General features: G+C 60.4%; 17 protein-coding genes. 11 read left to right on the forward strand and 6 right to left on the reverse strand.

Annotated features, from left to right (window positions below; genetic code table 11):
- Nucleotides 1–6 precede the first annotated feature (6 nt).
- The 3 genes from C5F71_RS03595 to C5F71_RS03610 all read left to right on the forward strand — a co-directional run bounded on the left by C5F71_RS03595 (nucleotide 7) and on the right by C5F71_RS03610 (nucleotide 3,512).
- Complete coding sequence (locus tag C5F71_RS03595) at nucleotides 7–1,161, forward strand: acyl-CoA dehydrogenase family protein (RefSeq protein WP_104910654.1); 1,155 nt, start codon at nucleotides 7–9, stop codon at nucleotides 1,159–1,161.
- 205 nt (nucleotides 1,162–1,366) lie between these two features.
- Nucleotides 1,367–2,641, forward strand: coding sequence for an MFS transporter (locus C5F71_RS03605; protein ID WP_104910655.1), 1,275 nt, complete (start codon nucleotides 1,367–1,369; stop codon nucleotides 2,639–2,641).
- A gap of 142 nt (nucleotides 2,642–2,783) precedes the next feature.
- A complete protein-coding gene (locus C5F71_RS03610) occupies nucleotides 2,784–3,512 on the forward strand; it encodes an alpha/beta fold hydrolase (RefSeq protein ID WP_029293983.1) in 729 nt (242 codons plus the stop codon).
- Between the two features lie 141 nt (nucleotides 3,513–3,653).
- Here the strand turns inward: C5F71_RS03610 and C5F71_RS03615 are convergent, their stop codons facing one another.
- Entirely contained in the window at nucleotides 3,654–5,165 is a 1,512-nt protein-coding gene (locus C5F71_RS03615) for a nucleobase:cation symporter-2 family protein (RefSeq protein ID WP_029293981.1), read from the reverse strand.
- A 172-nt stretch (nucleotides 5,166–5,337) separates the two neighbouring features.
- Here C5F71_RS03615 and C5F71_RS03620 point away from each other — a divergent pair, with 172 nt between their 5' ends.
- Together C5F71_RS03620 and C5F71_RS03625 are read left to right on the forward strand one after the other, a co-directional pair.
- Nucleotides 5,338–6,288 (forward strand): LysR family transcriptional regulator, encoded by a 951-nt coding sequence (locus tag C5F71_RS03620; RefSeq protein ID WP_070994572.1) that lies wholly within the window; start codon nucleotides 5,338–5,340, stop codon nucleotides 6,286–6,288.
- A 142-nt stretch (nucleotides 6,289–6,430) separates the two neighbouring features.
- The gene (locus C5F71_RS03625; RefSeq protein ID WP_104910656.1) at nucleotides 6,431–7,264 is read left to right on the forward strand and encodes a nucleoside-binding protein; all 834 of its coding nucleotides are present in this window, start codon (nucleotides 6,431–6,433) and stop codon (nucleotides 7,262–7,264) included.
- Here C5F71_RS03625 and punC read toward each other — a convergent pair.
- Nucleotides 7,261–8,445, reverse strand: a complete 1,185-nt coding sequence (punC, locus tag C5F71_RS03630) for a purine nucleoside transporter PunC (RefSeq protein ID WP_104910657.1) — start codon at nucleotides 8,443–8,445, stop codon at nucleotides 7,261–7,263. The two genes, C5F71_RS03625 and punC, sit on opposite strands and share 4 nt — an antisense overlap.
- A gap of 122 nt (nucleotides 8,446–8,567) precedes the next feature.
- Between punC and punR the strand changes: the two genes are divergently transcribed.
- Entirely contained in the window at nucleotides 8,568–9,485 is a 918-nt protein-coding gene (punR, locus tag C5F71_RS03635; protein ID WP_029293973.1) for a DNA-binding transcriptional activator PunR, read from the forward strand.
- On the opposite strand, the gene C5F71_RS03640 is transcribed toward punR, so the two are convergent.
- A complete protein-coding gene (locus C5F71_RS03640) occupies nucleotides 9,477–10,643 on the reverse strand; it encodes an aspartate aminotransferase family protein (protein WP_104910658.1) in 1,167 nt (388 codons plus the stop codon). The genes punR and C5F71_RS03640 overlap by 9 nt on opposite strands.
- Nucleotides 10,644–10,741: 98 nt before the next feature.
- On the opposite strand from C5F71_RS03640, the gene C5F71_RS03645 reads away from it, so the two are divergent.
- Complete coding sequence (locus tag C5F71_RS03645) at nucleotides 10,742–11,647, forward strand: LysR family transcriptional regulator (protein WP_104910659.1); 906 nt, start codon at nucleotides 10,742–10,744, stop codon at nucleotides 11,645–11,647.
- On the opposite strand, the gene C5F71_RS03650 is transcribed toward C5F71_RS03645, so the two are convergent.
- On the reverse strand, nucleotides 11,644–12,267 hold the full coding sequence (locus tag C5F71_RS03650) for an HAD family phosphatase (protein ID WP_104910660.1): 624 nt from the start codon (nucleotides 12,265–12,267) through the stop codon (nucleotides 11,644–11,646). The genes C5F71_RS03645 and C5F71_RS03650 overlap by 4 nt on opposite strands.
- A gap of 209 nt (nucleotides 12,268–12,476) precedes the next feature.
- Nucleotides 12,477–13,670, reverse strand: a complete 1,194-nt coding sequence (gene fabV / locus C5F71_RS03655; RefSeq protein WP_029293964.1) for an enoyl-ACP reductase FabV — start codon at nucleotides 13,668–13,670, stop codon at nucleotides 12,477–12,479.
- 328 nt (nucleotides 13,671–13,998) lie between these two features.
- Between fabV and ppnN the strand changes: the two genes are divergently transcribed.
- The 4 genes from ppnN to C5F71_RS03675 all read left to right on the forward strand — a co-directional run bounded on the left by ppnN (nucleotide 13,999) and on the right by C5F71_RS03675 (nucleotide 16,643).
- Nucleotides 13,999–15,372, forward strand: a complete 1,374-nt coding sequence (gene ppnN / locus C5F71_RS03660) for a nucleotide 5'-monophosphate nucleosidase PpnN (protein ID WP_092231573.1) — start codon at nucleotides 13,999–14,001, stop codon at nucleotides 15,370–15,372.
- Nucleotides 15,373–15,546: 174 nt separating this feature from the next.
- The gene (locus C5F71_RS03665; protein WP_029293960.1) at nucleotides 15,547–15,804 is read left to right on the forward strand and encodes an AbrB/MazE/SpoVT family DNA-binding domain-containing protein; all 258 of its coding nucleotides are present in this window, start codon (nucleotides 15,547–15,549) and stop codon (nucleotides 15,802–15,804) included.
- Nucleotides 15,801–16,196, forward strand: coding sequence for a PIN domain-containing protein (locus C5F71_RS03670; protein ID WP_070994575.1), 396 nt, complete (start codon nucleotides 15,801–15,803; stop codon nucleotides 16,194–16,196). The genes C5F71_RS03665 and C5F71_RS03670 overlap by 4 nt, the downstream gene beginning before the upstream one ends.
- 72 nt (nucleotides 16,197–16,268) lie before the next feature.
- A complete protein-coding gene (locus tag C5F71_RS03675) occupies nucleotides 16,269–16,643 on the forward strand; it encodes a hypothetical protein (RefSeq protein ID WP_104910661.1) in 375 nt (124 codons plus the stop codon).
- A gap of 23 nt (nucleotides 16,644–16,666) precedes the next feature.
- Here C5F71_RS03675 and C5F71_RS03680 read toward each other — a convergent pair whose 3' ends face one another.
- Entirely contained in the window at nucleotides 16,667–17,572 is a 906-nt protein-coding gene (locus tag C5F71_RS03680) for a DMT family transporter (RefSeq protein ID WP_104910662.1), read from the reverse strand.
- Nucleotides 17,573–17,579: the final 7 nt, after the last annotated feature.

The raw sequence follows: 17,579 nt of genomic DNA on the forward strand, positions 1-17,579 counted from the left end.
ATGTACATGATCCGAGATTCGCAAACGCTTCATATCCTGCTGGACTCCATTCGCCAGTTCGTCAACGAAGCGCTGATCCCACGGGAAAACGAAGTCGCCGAGACGGATGAAATCCCGGCGGACATCATCCAGCAATTCCAGGACATGGGCCTGTTCGGCCTGACCCTGCCCGAAGCCTACGGTGGCCTGGGCGTGACCATGGAAGAAGAAGTGCATATCGCCTTCGAGTTGGGCCGCACCTCGCCAGCATTCCGCTCCTACTTCGGCACCAATAACGGCATCGGCTCCATCGGTATCCTGCTGGACGGTACCGAGGCGCAGAAACAACACTACTTGCCCAAGCTTGCCAGCGGCGAGTTGCTCAGTTCGTTCTGCCTGACCGAACCGGATTCCGGCTCCGATGCCGCCTCGCTGAAAACCACCGCCGTGCGCGATGGCGAGCATTACGTGATCAATGGCACCAAGCGCTTTATCACCAATGCGCCCCACGCCGGGATTTTCACAGTGATGGCCCGTACCAACCCGCACATCAAGGGCTCCGGTGGCATCAGCGCCTTTATCATCGAGCGCAATACACCGGGCGTGTCCCTGGGCAAGCGCGACCATAAGATGGGCCAGCAAGGCGCCCATACCAGCGACGTGATATTCGACAATGTGCGGGTGCCCGCCGAGCAACTGATCGGCGGTGTCGAAGGCGTGGGTTTCAAGACGGCGATGAAAGTACTCGACAAGGGCCGCCTGCACATAGCCGCCGTCAGCGTCGGCGCCGCCGAACGCATGCTCGACGATGCCCTGCGCTACGCCATCGACCGCAAGCAATTCGGCCAGCCGATTGCCGAATTCCAGTTGATCCAGGCCATGCTCGCCGACAGCAAGGCGGAAATCTATGCGGCGCGCTGCATGGTGCTCGATGCCGCGCGCAAGCGTGATGACGGCCTGAATATCGGCACCGAAGCCTCCTGCGCGAAGATGTTTGCCACGGAAATGTGCGGCCGGGTGGCTGACCGGTGTGTGCAGATCCACGGCGGCGCGGGCTATGTGAGCGAATACGCGATCGAGCGGTTCTACCGTGATGTGCGCCTGTTCCGGTTGTATGAAGGCACCACGCAGATCCAGCAGTTGGTGATCGCTCGCAACATGATCCGCGAGGCCCAGCGCTAAACCCCACACAACCCTATGTGGGAACCGTGCTTGTGTGGGAGCGGGCTTGCCCGCGATGACGGTGCATCATTCGATATTAAAGTTGACTGACACGCCGCTATCGCGGGCAAGCCCGCTCCCACAGTAGATCTTCTTTGTTCGTGCAACAGCGTTCCAACCTGCAACACCCATAACCTGTGCCCTACAACTACAACAAGGTATCGCTATGGAAGTCGCCACATCGGCGGGTGCGTTGTCGCCCGCAAAAAACAACCTGTGGATCATTGTCTTCATCTTCTGCTTCCTCGGCCTTCTGATCGATGGCGCAGACTTGATGCTCCTGTCCTACAGCCTCAGCAGCCTGAAGGCCGAGTTCGGCCTGACCAGTGTCGAGGCCGGCAGCCTGGGCAGTTTCACCCTGGCCGGGATGGCGGTCGGCGGGATTTATGGAGGCTGGGCCTGCGACCGCTTTGGTCGGGTCAAGACCGTGGTGTGGAGCATCATGCTGTTCTCGGTAGGCACTGCGATTCTCGGTCTGACCCACAGCTACTGGCAGTTTGCAGCCACCCGCTTCTTCGCCTCCCTCGGGCTGGGCGCGCTGTATGTCGCCTGCAACACCCTGATGGCCGAATACGTACCGACCCGCTACCGCACCACCGTGCTCGGCACCCTGCAGGCCGGCTGGTCGGTGGGCTATATCGTCGCCACCTTGTTGGCCGGCTGGATCCTGCCGGACCACGGCTGGCGCTGGCTGTTCTACATGGCGATCATCCCGGTGATCCTCGCCGTGCTGATGCAGCGCCTGGTCCCGGAACCCCAGGCCTGGCTCAACGCCCAGGCCGCCCGCGCGCGGGAAAAAGCCGAAGGCATCCAGCACGTCTCGGCGAAAAAGCCCGATGGCATGTTCAAGCTGATCTTCAGCGACCCCAAGGCCAGCCGCATGTTCCTGCTCTGGGCACTGACCGCAGGCTTCCTGCAGTTCGGCTACTACGGGGTCAACAACTGGATGCCGTCCTACCTGGAAGGCGAACTGGGGATGAACTTCAAGTCGATGACCAGCTACATGGTCGGTACCTACGCGGCGATGATTTTCGGCAAGATCCTCGCCGGCCTCGCGGCTGACCGCCTGGGTCGGCGCGTGGTGTTTGCCTTCGGCGCCTTGGGCACGGCGGTGTTCCTGCCGGTGATCGTGCTGTATCAGAGCCCGGACAACATCCTCTGGCTGCTGATTACCTTCGGCTTTTTGTATGGCATTCCCTACGGCGTGAATGCGACCTACATGACCGAGAGCTTCGAAGCAAAATTCCGCGGCTCGGCGGTGGGCGGTGCCTACAACATCGGCCGCATTGGCGCGGCAGTAGCGCCGGCGGCCATTGGCTTCCTGGCGTCCCATGGCTCGATTGGCGTGGGCTTTTTGGTGATGGGCGCGGCGTACTTTATCTGCGGGGTGATCCCGGCGCTGTTCATCCGTGACAAGCAGTTTGATCCGCAAAAGCAATAACCCCCTGTAGGAGCCGGCAAGCCGGCTCCTACAAAGGGCGCTAGTGCAGGTTCCGCTGAAAAACCTAGCCGTTTTGCCAGTTACTTAAACGCTTTGTTCAAACTATCGTGTACCTGACCAATTGTTGATGGCAGGGCCGGAAATGGAATTCATCGAACAGACCCGCCAGGGCTACGCAGCCTTTCGCGGCTATCAGACCTGGTATCGCGTGACCGGGAACCTCGACAGCGGCAAGACGCCATTGGTCATCCTCCACGGTGGCCCCGGCGGTACCCATGACTATCTGGACGCCTTCAAGGACGTGGCTGCCAGTGGCCATGCGGTGATTCACTACGATCAACTGGGCAATGGCCACTCCACCCACCTGCCCCACCAGCCCGGCGAGTTCTGGACGGTTGAACTGTTTCTCGACGAACTGGACAACCTGCTCGACCACCTGCACATCAGCGGGCATTACGCGATCCTCGGGCATGCCTGGGGCGCCAGGCTCGGCAGTGAACACGCGACTCGCCAACCCAAGGGCCTGCGCGCGTTTATCGCCGCCAACCTGGCTGCCGGCTTCGATGATCAGCCCCTGTGCCGAATCAACCCGTGGCCCGCAGAAGTGGCACGCACCTTCGCCCAGATGGCGGCCGATCCTACGGTGTACAACGCCTTGCACGGGCCGATCAGCATTGGCCGGTTAACGCAGATCCAAGTACCGACCCTGATGATTTGCGGGCGGCACGACCAGGCCACACCGCTGGAGATCAAGGGTGCGCGCCGGGCGCTGTTCGAAGACTCCAACCATATGCCCCATGTCGAAGAACGCCAGGCCTGCATGGGCACCGTGGTGAAGTTTTTGGATGAAGCCTGTCGCCCCCGATTTTGAAACCACACACATCAAATGTGGGAGCGGCGGTGCGACGATTCGACTTGCTCGCGAAAGCGGTTTTTCAGTCGCCGGATGTACCGACTGATCCACCGCTTTCGCGAGCAAGCCCGCTCCCACATTTAGTGCGTGGTGTTCGGGCTAAACCTCGCTGGTTTCAGCCCTGCCCGGCGCCGTCGCTTTGTGCTGCGAGTCCGCTACCACCGGTATCTCCTTGCCCTCGGCATCAAACAATTTGCCTTTGCTGAAGTAATCCCCATCCCGCAGTGCCGCCACATCCTGGAAGCACAGGCTGCGCTCGGTGCCGGCGACGAACACCGACTGCTGGTCTGAGTTACCGGCGGTGAAGTGGTTGAACGCCAGGTTCAGCAGGATCGCCATGATCGCCGAGGAACTGATCCCCGAGTGGAAGATGGTGGCGAACCAGCTGGGGAACTGATCGTAGAAGCTCGGTGCGGCAATGGGGATCATGCCGAAACCGATGGAGGTGGCGACAATGATCAGGTTCATGTTGTTGCGGTAATCGACCTTGGACAGTGTGCGGATCCCGCTGGCCGCTACGGTGCCGAACAACACGATGCCGGCGCCGCCCAGTACCGAGGTTGGTACTGCTGCAATCACCCGGCCCATAAAGGGCAGCAGGCCAAGGATCACCAAGAACAGGCCGCCCGTGGCCACCACGTAGCGGCTCTTGACCCCGGTCACCGCCACCAGGCCGACGTTCTGGGCGAAGGCGCTTTGGGTGAACGAGCCGAAGATCGGCGCGAACATGCTCGACAACATGTCTGCACGCAGGCCGTTGCCCAGGCGCTTGGAGTCAACCTTGGTGTCGATGATCTCGCCCACCGCGAGGATATCCGCCGAGGTTTCCACCAATGTCACCATGACCACGATGCACATGGAAAGGATCGCGGCCACATGGAAAGTCGGCATGCCGAAGTGGAACGGCGTGGGGAAGCCGATCATCGGGCCTTGGGTCACGGTGGAGAAGTCTGCCATGCCCAGAAATACCGCGATCAACGTACCAAAAACCATCGCCAGCAGGATCGACAGGCGCGAGATAGTGGCGCTGCCCACCTTGCTCAACAACAGCACCAGCACCAGAGTGATGGCCGCCAGGCCAATGTTCGGCATGCTGCCAAAATCGGCGGCGCGGCTGTTACCGCCCATGGCCCAACGGGCGGCGACCGGCATCAGCGTAAGGCCGATGGTGGTAATCACGATCCCCGTGACCAGGGGCGGGAAGAACTTGGTAATTCGCGAAAAGATCGGGGTGATCAGCAACCCGATCAGCGACGCGGCCATCACCGCGCCAAGGATCGCCGGCACACCGCCCGCACCGTCGCTGCCGACAATCGCCACCATGGTTGCCACACCGGCAAACGACACCCCTTGCACCAAGGGCAACTGGCAGCCAAAAAACGGTAGGCCCAGGGTTTGCAGCAACGTGGCCAGGCCACCGGCAAACAGTGACGCGGCGATCAACAGGCCAATATCGGCCGGGGACAACCCGGCCGCCTGACCGACGATCAACGGCACGGCCACGATACCGCCGTACATGGTCAGTACATGCTGCAGGCCGTAAGCCATGTTGGCAGCGACGCCAAGATTCTCATCTTCTGGCCGTTGCGGTGACGCCTTCGGGATAGTCATGGTGAGGGGATCTCTGTTTTTGTTGTGCGCTCACTGTATGCAATAGAAAGATTGGATGTCCATAGAGTTGTATACAATCATTTCCACAAGATGCCTGGCATCGACGTTACAAAAATCCATTCAGCCGCCCTGCCCCAAGGCTTGAAGCCGTGCCCACAAGGATCAGAAAAAAATGCTCAACCGCACGCTGCGCATCCACTCTGCGGCCATTGGCTACTTCGATATGGTCCGCCGCTGCCATTCGATCCGTGAAGCCGCGCGCCGATTGAACGTCGCCTCGTCGGCGGTGAACCGGCAGATTCTCAAACTCGAAGACGAAGTGGGCGCGACCTTGTTCGAGCGCCTGCCCGGCGGGCTGCGCCTGACCGCTGCCGGGGAAATCCTGACTCGCCATGTGACCCTGGTGCTACAGGATGTGGAGCGGGTACGCGGCGAACTGGAAGGCCTGAACCAGGTACAGACCGGGCATGTGGAAATCGCCACCGTGGAAGGCGCGACGGTAGAGTTGCTGCCCGCCGTGCTCAGGCGCATGCGCCAGCGCTATCCGGCGGTGACCATCGGTGTGACCGTGCAGGGTTCACAATCGATTCCGGCAGCGGTGATCAACGGCCAGGCAGACCTGGGGTTGGCCTTCGCCCTGCCGCGCAGTGCGGAAACCACGCAACTGTGTGTCGGCCATTTCCGCCTTGGTGCGTTGGTGGCACCGGGACATCCACTGGCCGCCCATGCCAGCGTCAGCTACACCCTGTGCGCTGAACACGGGGTGATCCAGGCCAACAGTGAACTGTCGATCCATCACTTGATCGCCCCACTGCACAAGCGTTCGCCGGCCGCGTACAAACCGTTGCTGCAAAGCAATTCCATGGAACTGGCACGGCAGTTGGCGCGCCAGCAGCTAGGGGTGGCATTCCAGACACGGATCGGGATCGAGGCCGACTTGGCCAGGGGTGAACTGCTGCATATCCCCTTGAGCGATCAAGGCGGGATGTTCAGCGACCTGGGCCTGTATGCGCGCAAGGGCCGGGATTTGCCTACGGCGGTCGAGTCGATGGCCCACCTGATCAGCGAGGAAATCGCTTTGCGCGAACGCGAAGAATCCGCCTGTACCCCCCGTATTTCCTGACCTTCGGGCCAACTTGCGCGCTGCCGATTCGGCAGCAGGCCAGTCGATATTCTGTTCTTTGAGCATCACGGCGATTGTGCCGATACTGCGCCCGGCGGCCCGGCACGGCTGCCATGAGCCAAACGCCAAAGGAACTAAAACAATGAAAAAGGCACTGCACGGCGCAACCGTTTTACTCACACTCCTCGGCGGCGGGGAGGCTGTCGCGGTGGAATGGATGAACAACAGCGTAGGATTTCGCTACGGGCAACAGTTCACCAATCCGAACAACCCCAACGAATTCAGCAAACGCATCTACAGCTTCACCCACGCCAGTGGCTATCAGTACGGCAGCAACTTTCTCCATCTCGACGTATTCCTGTCCGACAGCCGCGACCCGCGCAAAGGCACCGACCACGGTGGCAGCGAAGTGTATGCGGTCTATCGGCACCAACTGTATGCATCACGGGTATTCGACAGGCCACTGGGCACCGGGCTGATCAAGGATTACGCGCTGACCCTGGGCTTCGATGCCAACCGCAACAACAACCTGGCGTCGGCCAAAAAACGCGCCCTGGTGCTCGGGCCGACCCTGAAATTCAATACCGTCGGGGTGCTGGACCTGAGCCTGATGTACTACAAGGAAAACAACCATTCCGGTATCCCTGGCGCGAAGGATCCGAACCACACCTTCGACGACACCTACATGCTCAACCTGACGTGGATGCGCCCGTTCGAAATCGGCAACCATGGCGCGAAGTTCCAGGGGTTCATCAACCATGTCGGTGACAAGGGCCACGACTACAACAGTCGCGACACCGCCGCCGAGACCCTGGTGCGCACCGCGCTGATGGTTGCGGTACGACCGGGTAAAAGCGTCAAGCCCAACCTGTACCTGGGGGTGGGCTACGAATACTGGCATAACAAGTTCGGTGTAGATGGCGGCCGAGGCAGCCGCACCTCGACACCAACCGTGAACATGGAAGTGACGTTTTAAGCGGCCGCCAACTGCGACTCATCCGACTTGGGCCGCGCCAGCCAGTAACCCAATACCGCCAGCGGCGCGGTCGCCAGCATCACGATCACGGTGATCTGCAAGGGCTCTTCGATCAGCGACGACACCAGCAGGCTGGCGACGAAGCACAAACCCAATTGCAGAGTGTTTTGCAGCGCGGCAGCCTTGCCGGAGTTTTCCGAAAAAGGCATCAGCGCATTCGCCACTACAATTGGGTAGCTGGCGCCGTTGACCAGGGCCATCAGGCAGAACGGAATCAGCAAGGTGGTCAGTGTCGGCACCGTCAGGGTCGCCACCAGATACAGAACCACCATGCTGATGCAGTACGCCACCAGCAACCAGGGCAACAGGACTTTGCCCTGGAATCGTTGCAAGGCACTGCGGCAACTGTAGCCACCCACCAGAAACGCCAGGGTCGGCAGGACATAACTCAGGCCGATGTCATTGGGGCTGTAGCCCATGCCACCGAGAATAAATGGCGATGCGGTCAGCCAGGCGAAGAAACTGGCGGAGCACGCGGCAAAGATCATCACATTGCCGGTGAACACCCGCGACTTGAACAGTTGCCCGTAGCCCAGCCGGGCTTTTTCGCCATCGGCGGCCAGGCGCTTGGGCATAGGTTTGAGTAACAGCGTGGGTACCAGCAATAACAGCGAGACACCCAGCAACACGGCGAAGATCGCCTGCCAGCCCCAGTGATTCAACACCACCGCGCCCAACAGCGGCGCCAGCGCCGGAGACAGGGACATCAGCGGCATGATGCTGGCGAAGACCCGATGCGCCTTGTCGGCCGGGTAACGGTCAATCACCAGCGCCTGCCAACTGACGGCAGCGCTGCACACCCCAATCGACTGCACAAAGCGCAAGGCCAGCAGTTGCGGCGCGGTCTCGACCCAGAACATCCCCAGGCAGCCGAGCACAAACAGGCTCAGGCCGGCCAGCAGGATTGGCTTGCGCCCCAGGCGATCAGACAGTGGCCCCCAGAGCAGTTGCCCCAAGGCAAAACCGGCGAGGAAAATGCTCAGACTGGCGCCCACTGCACCGGGTGAAATCTGCAGGTGCTCGCCCATGGCGCCGAACGCGGGCAAGTACATATCCATGGCCAGGTAGCCGAGCATGCTCAGCCCCGCCAGGTACCAGGTAAAACCAAAAGAATTTTTCATTGAAGCCTTGTAGGTACTGCCATCAAACAATTTGCTGACTGGCGCCTATTATGAAGCTGACAGTTGCGCTGTGAAGCGATAATAATTGAACACTCTTATCAATATTTTTGAAGGCAACGCCCATGTGGTCCGAATACTCCCTGGATGTGGTGGATGCGGTAGCTCGCCATGGCAGCTTCAGCGCCGCCGCCCAGGAACTGCACCGCGTACCCTCGGCCATCAGCTACACCGTACGGCAAATCGAGGAATGGCTGGCGGTGCCGTTGTTTGTCCGCCGCCACCGTGATGTGGAGCTGACACCTGCCGGACGCCTGTTCATCGACGAAGCCCGTGGCGTGATGAAAACCATGCTCGGCACCCGCCGCCTGTGCCAGCAGGTGGCCAATGGCTGGAGCGGCCAGTTGAAAGTGGCGGTGGACTCCATCGTCAAACAACAGCGCTGCCGGCAGTTGGTCCTGGACTTCTATCGCCAGTTCCCCGACGTGGAACTGCTGCTGGAGTACGAGGTGTACAACGGCGTATGGGACGCCCTGGCAGACGAACGCACCGATATCGTGATCGGCGCCACCAGCGCGGTGCCGGTGGCCAGCCACTTCACCTTTCGTGACATGGGGCTATTGAACTGGTTATGCGTGGTCAGCGCCCGGCATCCGCTGGCGCAGGTCGAGGGTTTGCTCAGTGACGATCAACTGCGGCCCTTTGCGTCGCTGTGCATGACCGACACCTCACGCAACCTGCCCAAGCGCGACACCTGGACCCTGGACAACCAACGGCGCCTGGTGGTCCCCAACTGGGCATCGGCCATGGATTGCCTACAGGATGGGCTCTGCGTCGGCATGGTTCCGGCGCATCTGGTGCAACCGTTGATCGACAGTGGCGAGTTGGCGGCGCTGCAACTGTCACGGCCCTTCCCGGCCAGCCCGTCCTGCGTGGCCTGGGCGCAGAACAAATTGTCCCCGGCCATGACCTGGCTGCTGGAGTACCTGGGGGACAGCCAGACGATGAACCAGGAGTGGCTGAACGGGCCAGATTTACAGTAATCGAGCGATGGCCCGCACAATCATCTCCACCTCCTTGCTATCCAGGGTCAGGGGCGGCAGCAGGCGAATGACCTTGCCCCGCGTGACATTGAGCAACAACCCCTGCTCCCGTGCGGCCCGCTCGGTCAGGTCGCGCTGCGGCGTGGCCAGTTCAATGCCGATCATCAACCCGCGCCCACGGATCGCCAGCACTTGCGGGTGCTCGCTCAATTCCACCCGTAGCCGCGCCAGCAGCCGCTCGCCTTGACGCGCGGCGTTCTCCAGCAGGCCTTGTTCCTCGATGATATCCAGCACCGTACAGCCCACGCGACACGCCAGCGGGTTACCGCCAAAGGTGCTGCCATGGCTGCCGGGGGTGAAGAGCTTGGCCACCGCGGCCCGCGCCAGGCAGGCGCCAATCGGGATACCGTTGCCCAGGCCCTTGGCCAGGGTCATGACGTCCGGGACGATTCCCTCCTGCTGGAAAGCAAACCAGGTGCCGGTACGCCCGATGCCGGTCTGGATCTCATCGAGCATCAATAGCCAACCATGCTGGCTGCAGTGCGCGCGCAAGGCTTTCAAATAACCCGGCGCAGCCAGTTGCACACCACTTTCACCCTGGATCGGCTCCAGCAATACGGCAACTATCCTGGGGCCGAACTCACGGGTCACCGCCTCCAATGCCAGCAAATCACCAAAGCCCACCTTGATGAAATCCCCCGGCAAACGCTGGAACCCCAGGCGCACCGACGGCCCATCGCTGGCGGCCATGGTGCCCAGGGTGCGGCCGTGGAAGGCGTTCTCCATGACCACCACCAGCGGCTGCTCGATGCCTTTTTTCCAGCCATGCAGGCGCGCCAGTTTCAACGCGGTTTCATTGGCTTCGGCGCCGGAATTGTTGAAGAACGCCTGATCCAGGCCAGACAACTGGGCTAACCGTTGGGCCAGGCGCTGCTGCCAGTCGATGCCGTACAAATTGGAGGTATGCAACAGCAACCCGGCTTGCTCGCTGATTGCCGTCACCAGCCGCGGGTGGGAGTGACCGACATTGGTCACAGCGACTCCGGCCACGGCGTCCAGGTACTCACGGCCCTGCTGGTCCCACAGGCGCGTGCCCAAGCCACGGGTAAAACTCAGGGCCAGGGGTTGATAGGTGGTCATCAGGCAAGCGGCGGTCATGGCATCGGGCTCCATAGGGGTCAGGGCCTTAGTATCGTTAGCCACTCAAGCTGGATAAACTGCGCACATCTGCAATGACTTTGAATCAAGGGTTGATAATGGATTTGTTCCAGGCAATGACCGTCTACGTCAAAGTGGTAGAGGCCGGCAGCATGACCGCGGCGGCTCAGGCTTGCGGCCTGTCGACCACCATGGTCGGCAACCACCTGCGCGCCCTGGAGCAACGTCTGGGCGTCAGCCTGCTTAAACGCACCACCCGTAAGCAAAGCCTGACCGAGTTCGGCGGCCTCTATTACCAGCGCTGCCTGGAGGTACTGGGGTTGGTGGCCAACTCCGAGCAATTGGCGGAGCAAATCCACAGCGAGGCGCCACAGGGGTTACTGCGCATCACCGCGCCGCCCGCGTTCGGTGCCGAGCGCCTGGCACCGGCGCTCAGTGTGTTTTCCCGACGCTACCCAAAGATCCAGCTGTACGTGGTCCTGAGCAATCAAGCCATGGACCTGATCGATAGCGGCTTCGACGTGGCGATCCGCTTGGGTGAGCTACAACCTTCCAGCCTGATCGCCCGGCCGTTGCAGGACTACACCATGACCCTGTGCGCGTCGCCCGACTACCTGGCGCGCCGGGGTACGCCCCAGCAGCCCATGGATTTGCAGGCCCATGACTGCTTGGCGTTCGCCTACCCGTCGACCGATGACTGGCGCAACGCCGACAAACTCTGGCGCCTGCGCGCAGCCGACGGTGAAGTGGAAGTCGCCGTGTCCGGGCCCATGACCATCAACAGCTCCCAGGCGCTGCACCGTGCCGCTATCGAAGGCATGGGCATCGTGATGCTGCCCGACGCCCTGGTCGGCGCCGATCTACTGGCGGGGCGGCTGGTGGCGCTACTGCCAAGCTACCAGTCACCCTCGCGCTCGATGCACCTTTTATATGCGCAGGACCGCTATCGCCTGCCCAAGCTGCGGGCGTTTGTCGACTTCGTGATCGAACAATGGGCGCGCTAGACGCTCACCCCCAAGGCCTGCAACTGGCGCCGGGTCTGCTCGGGTGATACGTGGTGAATACCCTGCCAGCCCAGGGCACTGGCGGCATTGGCGTTTTCGGCCACATCGTCGATAAACACCAGTTCTTCGGCCCGGATATCCGGCAGATGGGCACGCACCTGATCGAGGCTCGCGCGGTAGATCGCCGGGTCAGGCTTGATCAGCTTCACCTCGCCGGACACTACGATGTTGCGAAAGTATTTGAGGAATGGGTAGTTGGCGCGGGCATAGGGGAAGGTTTCTGCGGACCAGTTGGTCAAGCCGAACAACGGTACTTTGGCTTCATGCAAGTCTTCAAGAATCGCCACGCCGTCGGCGAGCGGGCCGCGCAGCATTTCATGCCAGCGGTCGTAGTAGGCCCGGATCAAAGCCTCATGTTGCGGGTGTTCGGCGATCAGGCTGCGGGTAGCCTCAGCCAGGGTGCGCCCAGCGTCCTGTTCAGTGTTCCAGGCCTGGGTACAGATGTTCTCGAGGAACCATTGGCGCTCCTCGTCACCGGTAATCAGCTTGCGGTACAGATGCTGCGGGCTCCAGTCAAACAGGACACCGCCGAAATCAAAAACTACTGCACGAATCGTCATGAAGATCCTCCGTTAGCCTAGTGTGATAACGGACGCAGTCTGGCACACCGAGGTCAAGAAGGGGCAAGCAAGGAAAGGTAGGACGGTTCCCAAATGTGAGCTTTTGTAGGAACCGGCTTGTCGGCGAAAAACCCGAGAACGCCACGGGGCGCCAGGCACCCCGCGTAATCGTTGACGCTTTTCGCCGGCAAGCCGGCTCCTACAAGGGCTTAAGCCTGGACCAGGCCTTCGATCTTCACGGTCGGATTGACGTCAGCGTCGTAATCCACGCCATCAATCTCAAAACCGAACAGACGCAGGAACTCGGCCTTGTAGCCGGCGAAATCGCTGATCTCGTTGACGTTGTCGTCGGTGACCTGGTTCCACAGCGCCGCGACGGCGTCCTGGACCTTTGGCTCCAGCTCAGCCAGGTCGGCACGCAGGCGGCCATCGGCGTCAAGCTTCGGCTCGCTGCCGTACAGGCTGTCCTTGAACAGGCCGTAGACCTGCTCGATGCAGCCTTCGTGGGTGCCCTGCTCTTTCATCACTTTGAACAGCAGCGACAGGTACAGCGGCATGATCGGGATCGCCGAGCTGGCCTGGGTGACCACGGCCTTGAGCACCGATACACGGGCATCGCCCTTGAGTGCAGCGAGGTTGTCGCGCAGGGTCAGGACTTTCTTGTCGAGGTCTTTCTTGGCCTCGCCGATGGAGCCGTTCCAGTAGATATCCTGGGTCAGCTTTTCGCCCAGGTAAGTGAACGCGGTAGTCTTGGCGCCTTCTGCCAACACGTCGGCGTCACGCAGGGCGTCGATCCACAGCTGCCAGTCTTCGCCGCCCATCACTTTGACGGTGCCGTCGATTTCTTCCTGGGTCGCCGGCTCCAGCGTGGTGTCGACCACAACGCCCTTGTCGGTGTTGATCCCGCGCAGGGTCACAGCCTTGCCAATCGGCTTGAGGGTAGAGTTATGCACGACGCCTTGCGGGTCGGTGCGGCGTGGCGCGGCCAGGCTGTAGACCACCAGGTCGATCTTGCCCAGGTCTTTCTTGATGGTTTCGATGGTCAGGCGCTTGATCTCGTCAGAGAACGCATCGCCATTGATGCTCTTGGCGTACAGGCCTTTTTCGGCGGCAAACTTGTGGAAAGCGGCGCTGTTGTACCAGCCGGCAGAACTGAGCTTGCCTTCTTCGCCTTCTTTTTCAAAAAACACGCCAAGGGTGTCGGCGCCACAACCAAAAGCGGCACTGATACGTGCTGCCAGGCCGTAGCCGGTGGACGCACCGAGCACCAGGACTTTCTTCGGGCCGCCTTCGATGGCACCGTGCTCGGTCACGTAGTCGATCTGCTCTTTGACGTTCGCTTCGCAGCCAACAGGGTGGGCGGTCACACAGATAAAGCCACGAACCCGCGGTTTGATGATCATAAAATTTCTGCCTCTTCCAAGGTGCCGATGGCCAATGGTGGCCATTACGGCGTCAATCGTACTGGTCTATGACGTCCGAAAAACCGAAGCGTCACGATAGTCGCAATTCTTCTGTTCTCAAAATCCAATCCACAGCGGGGAAAGGCACTATATTTTTCCAACAAGGACGCGAATTGCGCAAATTGTGCGGCATGATGAAGCTGTACGGAGTTTGCGTCCTGCCTGTAGGGCAGGGAAAATGCCCGTCCTGTGCGACCGTATTCGGCGCTCGTCATCCTCATGCCACTGGCTGTTCATCGCCCGGTGGCTGCGCTTTCAGGGAATAAGAATGCCTCAACGCCAAGTCATCAATGCCTCCGTCAGCCCCAAGGGCAGTCTCGAAACGCTGTCGCAACGTGAAGTCCAGCAACTGAGCGAAGCCGGTTCCGGCAGCATCTATACGCTTTTCCGCCAATGCGCCCTGGCAATCCTCAACACCGGCGCCCATATCGACAATGCCAAGACCATCCTCGACGCCTACAAGGATTTTGAAGTCCGTATCCATCAACAGGATCGCGGCGTACGCCTGGAACTGTTGAACGCGCCCGCCGACGCATTCGTCGATGGTGAAATGATCGCCAGCACCCGCGAAATGCTGTTCAGCGCCCTGCGCGATATCGTCTACACCGAAAACGAACTCGATAGCCAACGCATCGACCTGAGCACCTCCCAGGGCATCACCGACTACGTGTTCCACCTGCTGCGCAACGCGCGCACGTTGCGGCCCGGGGTCGAGCCAAAGATCGTGGTGTGCTGGGGTGGGCACTCGATCAATACCGAAGAATACAAATACACCAAGAAAGTCGGGCACGAACTGGGCCTGCGCAGCCTCGACGTGTGCACCGGTTGCGGCCCGGGCGTGATGAAAGGCCCGATGAAGGGCGCGACCATTTCCCACGCCAAGCAACGCATCACCGGCGGGCGCTACCTGGGCCTCACCGAGCCGGGCATCATCGCCGCCGAGGCACCGAACCCGATCGTCAACGAGCTGGTGATCCTGCCGGATATCGAAAAACGCCTGGAAGCCTTCGTGCGCGTCGGCCACGGCATCATCATCTTCCCAGGTGGCGCTGGCACGGCCGAAGAGTTCCTGTACCTGCTGGGCATCCTGATGCACCCGGACAACCGTGATGTGCCGTTCCCGGTCATCCTCACCGGGCCCAAACAAGCGGCGCCGTACCTGCAACAGCTACATGCGTTTGTCGGTGCGACCCTCGGTGAAGCGGCCCAGGCCCACTACCAGATCATCATTGATGACCCCGCGGAAGTCGCCCGGCAGATGACCGCAGGCCTGAAGTCGGTCAAACAGTTCCGTCGCGAGCGCAACGACGCCTTCCACTTCAACTGGCTGCTGAAGATCGACGAAGGCTTCCAGCGCCCGTTCGACCCGACCCACGCCAACATGGCCAGCCTGCAGCTGAGCCACGCCCTGCCCGCCCATGAACTGGCGGCCAACCTGCGCCGGGCGTTCTCAGGGATCGTAGCGGGTAACGTCAAGGACAAGGGCATCCGCCTGATCGAACAGAACGGGCCCTATGAGATCCACGGCGACCCGACCATCATGAAGCCGCTGGATGAATTGTTGAAAGCGTTCGTGGAGCAGCACCGGATGAAGCTGCCCGGCGGCGCGGCGTATGTGCCGTGCTATCGAGTCGTGCAATAAGGCAAATTGCCAGGTCATAGGTTGTATTGCTTTAGGACTGTCTGTGGGGTGTCGAGGGAACGAAAGCGGACTAGGGTTTTAACTATTCCGATCACTGCCCCCACAGAAGAGCAACCTATGGACCAACGGATCTTGTCCTCCATTATTCCTTACCCTAAGGTAAGGAATATCCCGATGGAGACCTTCATTATGGCCACCGCCACACTCACCTCAAAAGGGCAAATCACCATCCCCGTTCAAGTCCGGACCGCATTGGGCCTGGACACAGGAGACCGGGTGGAATTTGTCGAAATGGAAGATGGCAAGTTCGCCATCATCGCCGCCAACCACAGCATCCAGGACCTCAAGGGGCTGATCCGCAAACCCGCCAAGGCCGTCAGCATTGAACACATGAACCAGGCAATCGCCGCGCAGGGAGCGAAGGCTGGATGATTGGCCTGGATACCAATGTGCTGGTGCGCTACGTCACCCAGGATGATCCGGCGCAATCGGCCAAGGCCTCGCACCTGATCGAATCCCTGACCGTTGCTGCGCCGGGTTTCGTCAGCCTGGTTTCGGTGGTGGAACTGGTCTGGGTACTACAGAGCTGCTACCCCTGCACCAAGACGCAAGTGGTAGCCGTTCTGGAAACCCTGTTGCGTACCCGCGAACTGATCATCGAACATGCCGAAGTCATCTGGCAGGCCGTGCGCCGATTTACCACAACCAAGGCGGATTTCGCCGACTGCCTGATCGAACGCTGTGCCCACGCCGCCGGGTGTGAATACACCGCCACCTTTGATCTAGACGCCGCGAAGGCCGCTGGTATGCGGCGCCTGGGCTGAACCCTGGCGTTGCTGCAACGGGCCTGCTTTGGTAAAACCTGTGTTCCATTGCCCCTTGAGAGACTGCCCAACGTGCGTACGCTTCTGCTCGCTGCCCTGCTCCTGACACCCGCCCTGGCCTTGGCGCAAACCATCGCCTGGCCCGACCTGCCGCAGACCTGCTTTGTCAGCGGGCGGTCCGCCACCAACGAGGATGTAGACAGTGGTTGCGCGGCGTTTCTGATCAATGTGAAGGGCAAGGCAGCCGGTACACCGATCAAAATGGACATTCCCCAATACGCCATGCACATCGAGGCAGGTACGCTTAAGGAGACCCCGGTGGTGGTCATCCAGGCGGAACAGAATGGCAAGATCAAGGCTGTGGGGTACGAGGAGGTGGGCACCGAACAACTGGGGGCAGCGTTGCTCAAGGAACTGCGGTTGCTGGGAACGAAAAAGCCGACCTAGTGGGGCAAAAAAGCGCTCACGGCTTATGGCGTACACACCATGGTTTGTCGTTTCAAACGCACCAGAATCAGCCCCGCCACCACCACCACGATGCCCACATAAGTCGACGTATAAATCACATCGCCAAACATAAGTGCTGCCCAGACCAACGTCACGGGTGGCTCCAGGTAAACCAGGACCGCCACATGGGTGGCCGTCATTACCCTTAGCAGCATCCAAAGGCTCAGATACGCGATAAATGTTGAAAAAACCGTCAACCAAACGATCGAGATCAACACGCCAGCCCCCTGCGGAACACTCAACGTATTGGTGTAGAGCACTGCAGCGGTAAAGCCGATCAAGGTAACCAGCGACTGAATGAACAGCGACAGGCTCAGCGTACTGCGATGAGGTTGCGTCAGTGCTGCGCGGCGCTCATACAGCGTTGCCATCGTCAGCCCCAATGCCGAAACAAGCGGCAGTAAATACATGACCAGCCCGACCTCGGCACCGCTATTGCGGTATTGCCCAGCGATCACAATCGACACGCCACAAAAACCGATCATCAACCCCAACCACTGCCAGCCCCCGCTGCGCTCCTCGGTACTGCCTGACGAAAGGGCCGCTGTCATCAGGGGCTGTAGGGCAGCAATGATTGCCGCAATGCCTGGAGGCAAACCATTTTGAATGGCCACATAGACGCAACTCAAATAGAGAAACTGCGACAAGAAACCAATCACCGCATGATGGCGGATTTGCGCCCAGGAAATCTTCAGCAGTGCGACATTCAAAAACAGCGCCAGGCACACTGACACCAGCAAGAAACGCCAGAACAGCAAGTTGAACGCGCCGGCATCCTGGGCGCCCATCTTGGCCCCAATGAAACCGGAACTCCAAGACAGGACAAATACAACCTGCAATAGCAGTAGCTTCAGCGCATCCAGGCGCATGAGTTTG

The organism is Pseudomonas sp. LG1D9, from assembly GCF_002949995.1.
Classification (GTDB): domain Bacteria; phylum Pseudomonadota; class Gammaproteobacteria; order Pseudomonadales; family Pseudomonadaceae; genus Aquipseudomonas; species Aquipseudomonas proteolytica.

Bases quoted from the DNA above. Each gene is read 5' to 3' on its own strand.
- C5F71_RS03595 (WP_104910654.1), top strand. From the start codon at position 7: ATGATCCGAGATTCGCAAACGCTTCATATCCTGCTGGACTCCATTCGC.
- C5F71_RS03605 (WP_104910655.1), top strand. From the start codon at position 1,367: ATGGAAGTCGCCACATCGGCGGGTGCGTTGTCGCCCGCAAAAAACAAC.
- C5F71_RS03610 (WP_029293983.1), top strand. From the start codon at position 2,784: ATGGAATTCATCGAACAGACCCGCCAGGGCTACGCAGCCTTTCGCGGC.
- C5F71_RS03615 (WP_029293981.1), bottom strand. From the start codon at position 5,165: ATGACTATCCCGAAGGCGTCACCGCAACGGCCAGAAGATGAGAATCTT.
- C5F71_RS03620 (WP_070994572.1), top strand. From the start codon at position 5,338: ATGCTCAACCGCACGCTGCGCATCCACTCTGCGGCCATTGGCTACTTC.
- C5F71_RS03625 (WP_104910656.1), top strand. From the start codon at position 6,431: ATGAAAAAGGCACTGCACGGCGCAACCGTTTTACTCACACTCCTCGGC.
- punC (WP_104910657.1), bottom strand. From the start codon at position 8,445: ATGAAAAATTCTTTTGGTTTTACCTGGTACCTGGCGGGGCTGAGCATG.
- punR (WP_029293973.1), top strand. From the start codon at position 8,568: ATGTGGTCCGAATACTCCCTGGATGTGGTGGATGCGGTAGCTCGCCAT.
- C5F71_RS03640 (WP_104910658.1), bottom strand. From the start codon at position 10,643: ATGACCGCCGCTTGCCTGATGACCACCTATCAACCCCTGGCCCTGAGT.
- C5F71_RS03645 (WP_104910659.1), top strand. From the start codon at position 10,742: ATGGATTTGTTCCAGGCAATGACCGTCTACGTCAAAGTGGTAGAGGCC.
- C5F71_RS03650 (WP_104910660.1), bottom strand. From the start codon at position 12,267: ATGACGATTCGTGCAGTAGTTTTTGATTTCGGCGGTGTCCTGTTTGAC.
- fabV (WP_029293964.1), bottom strand. From the start codon at position 13,670: ATGATCATCAAACCGCGGGTTCGTGGCTTTATCTGTGTGACCGCCCAC.
- ppnN (WP_092231573.1), top strand. From the start codon at position 13,999: ATGCCTCAACGCCAAGTCATCAATGCCTCCGTCAGCCCCAAGGGCAGT.
- C5F71_RS03665 (WP_029293960.1), top strand. From the start codon at position 15,547: ATGGAGACCTTCATTATGGCCACCGCCACACTCACCTCAAAAGGGCAA.
- C5F71_RS03670 (WP_070994575.1), top strand. From the start codon at position 15,801: ATGATTGGCCTGGATACCAATGTGCTGGTGCGCTACGTCACCCAGGAT.
- C5F71_RS03680 (WP_104910662.1), bottom strand. From the start codon at position 17,572: ATGCGCCTGGATGCGCTGAAGCTACTGCTATTGCAGGTTGTATTTGTC.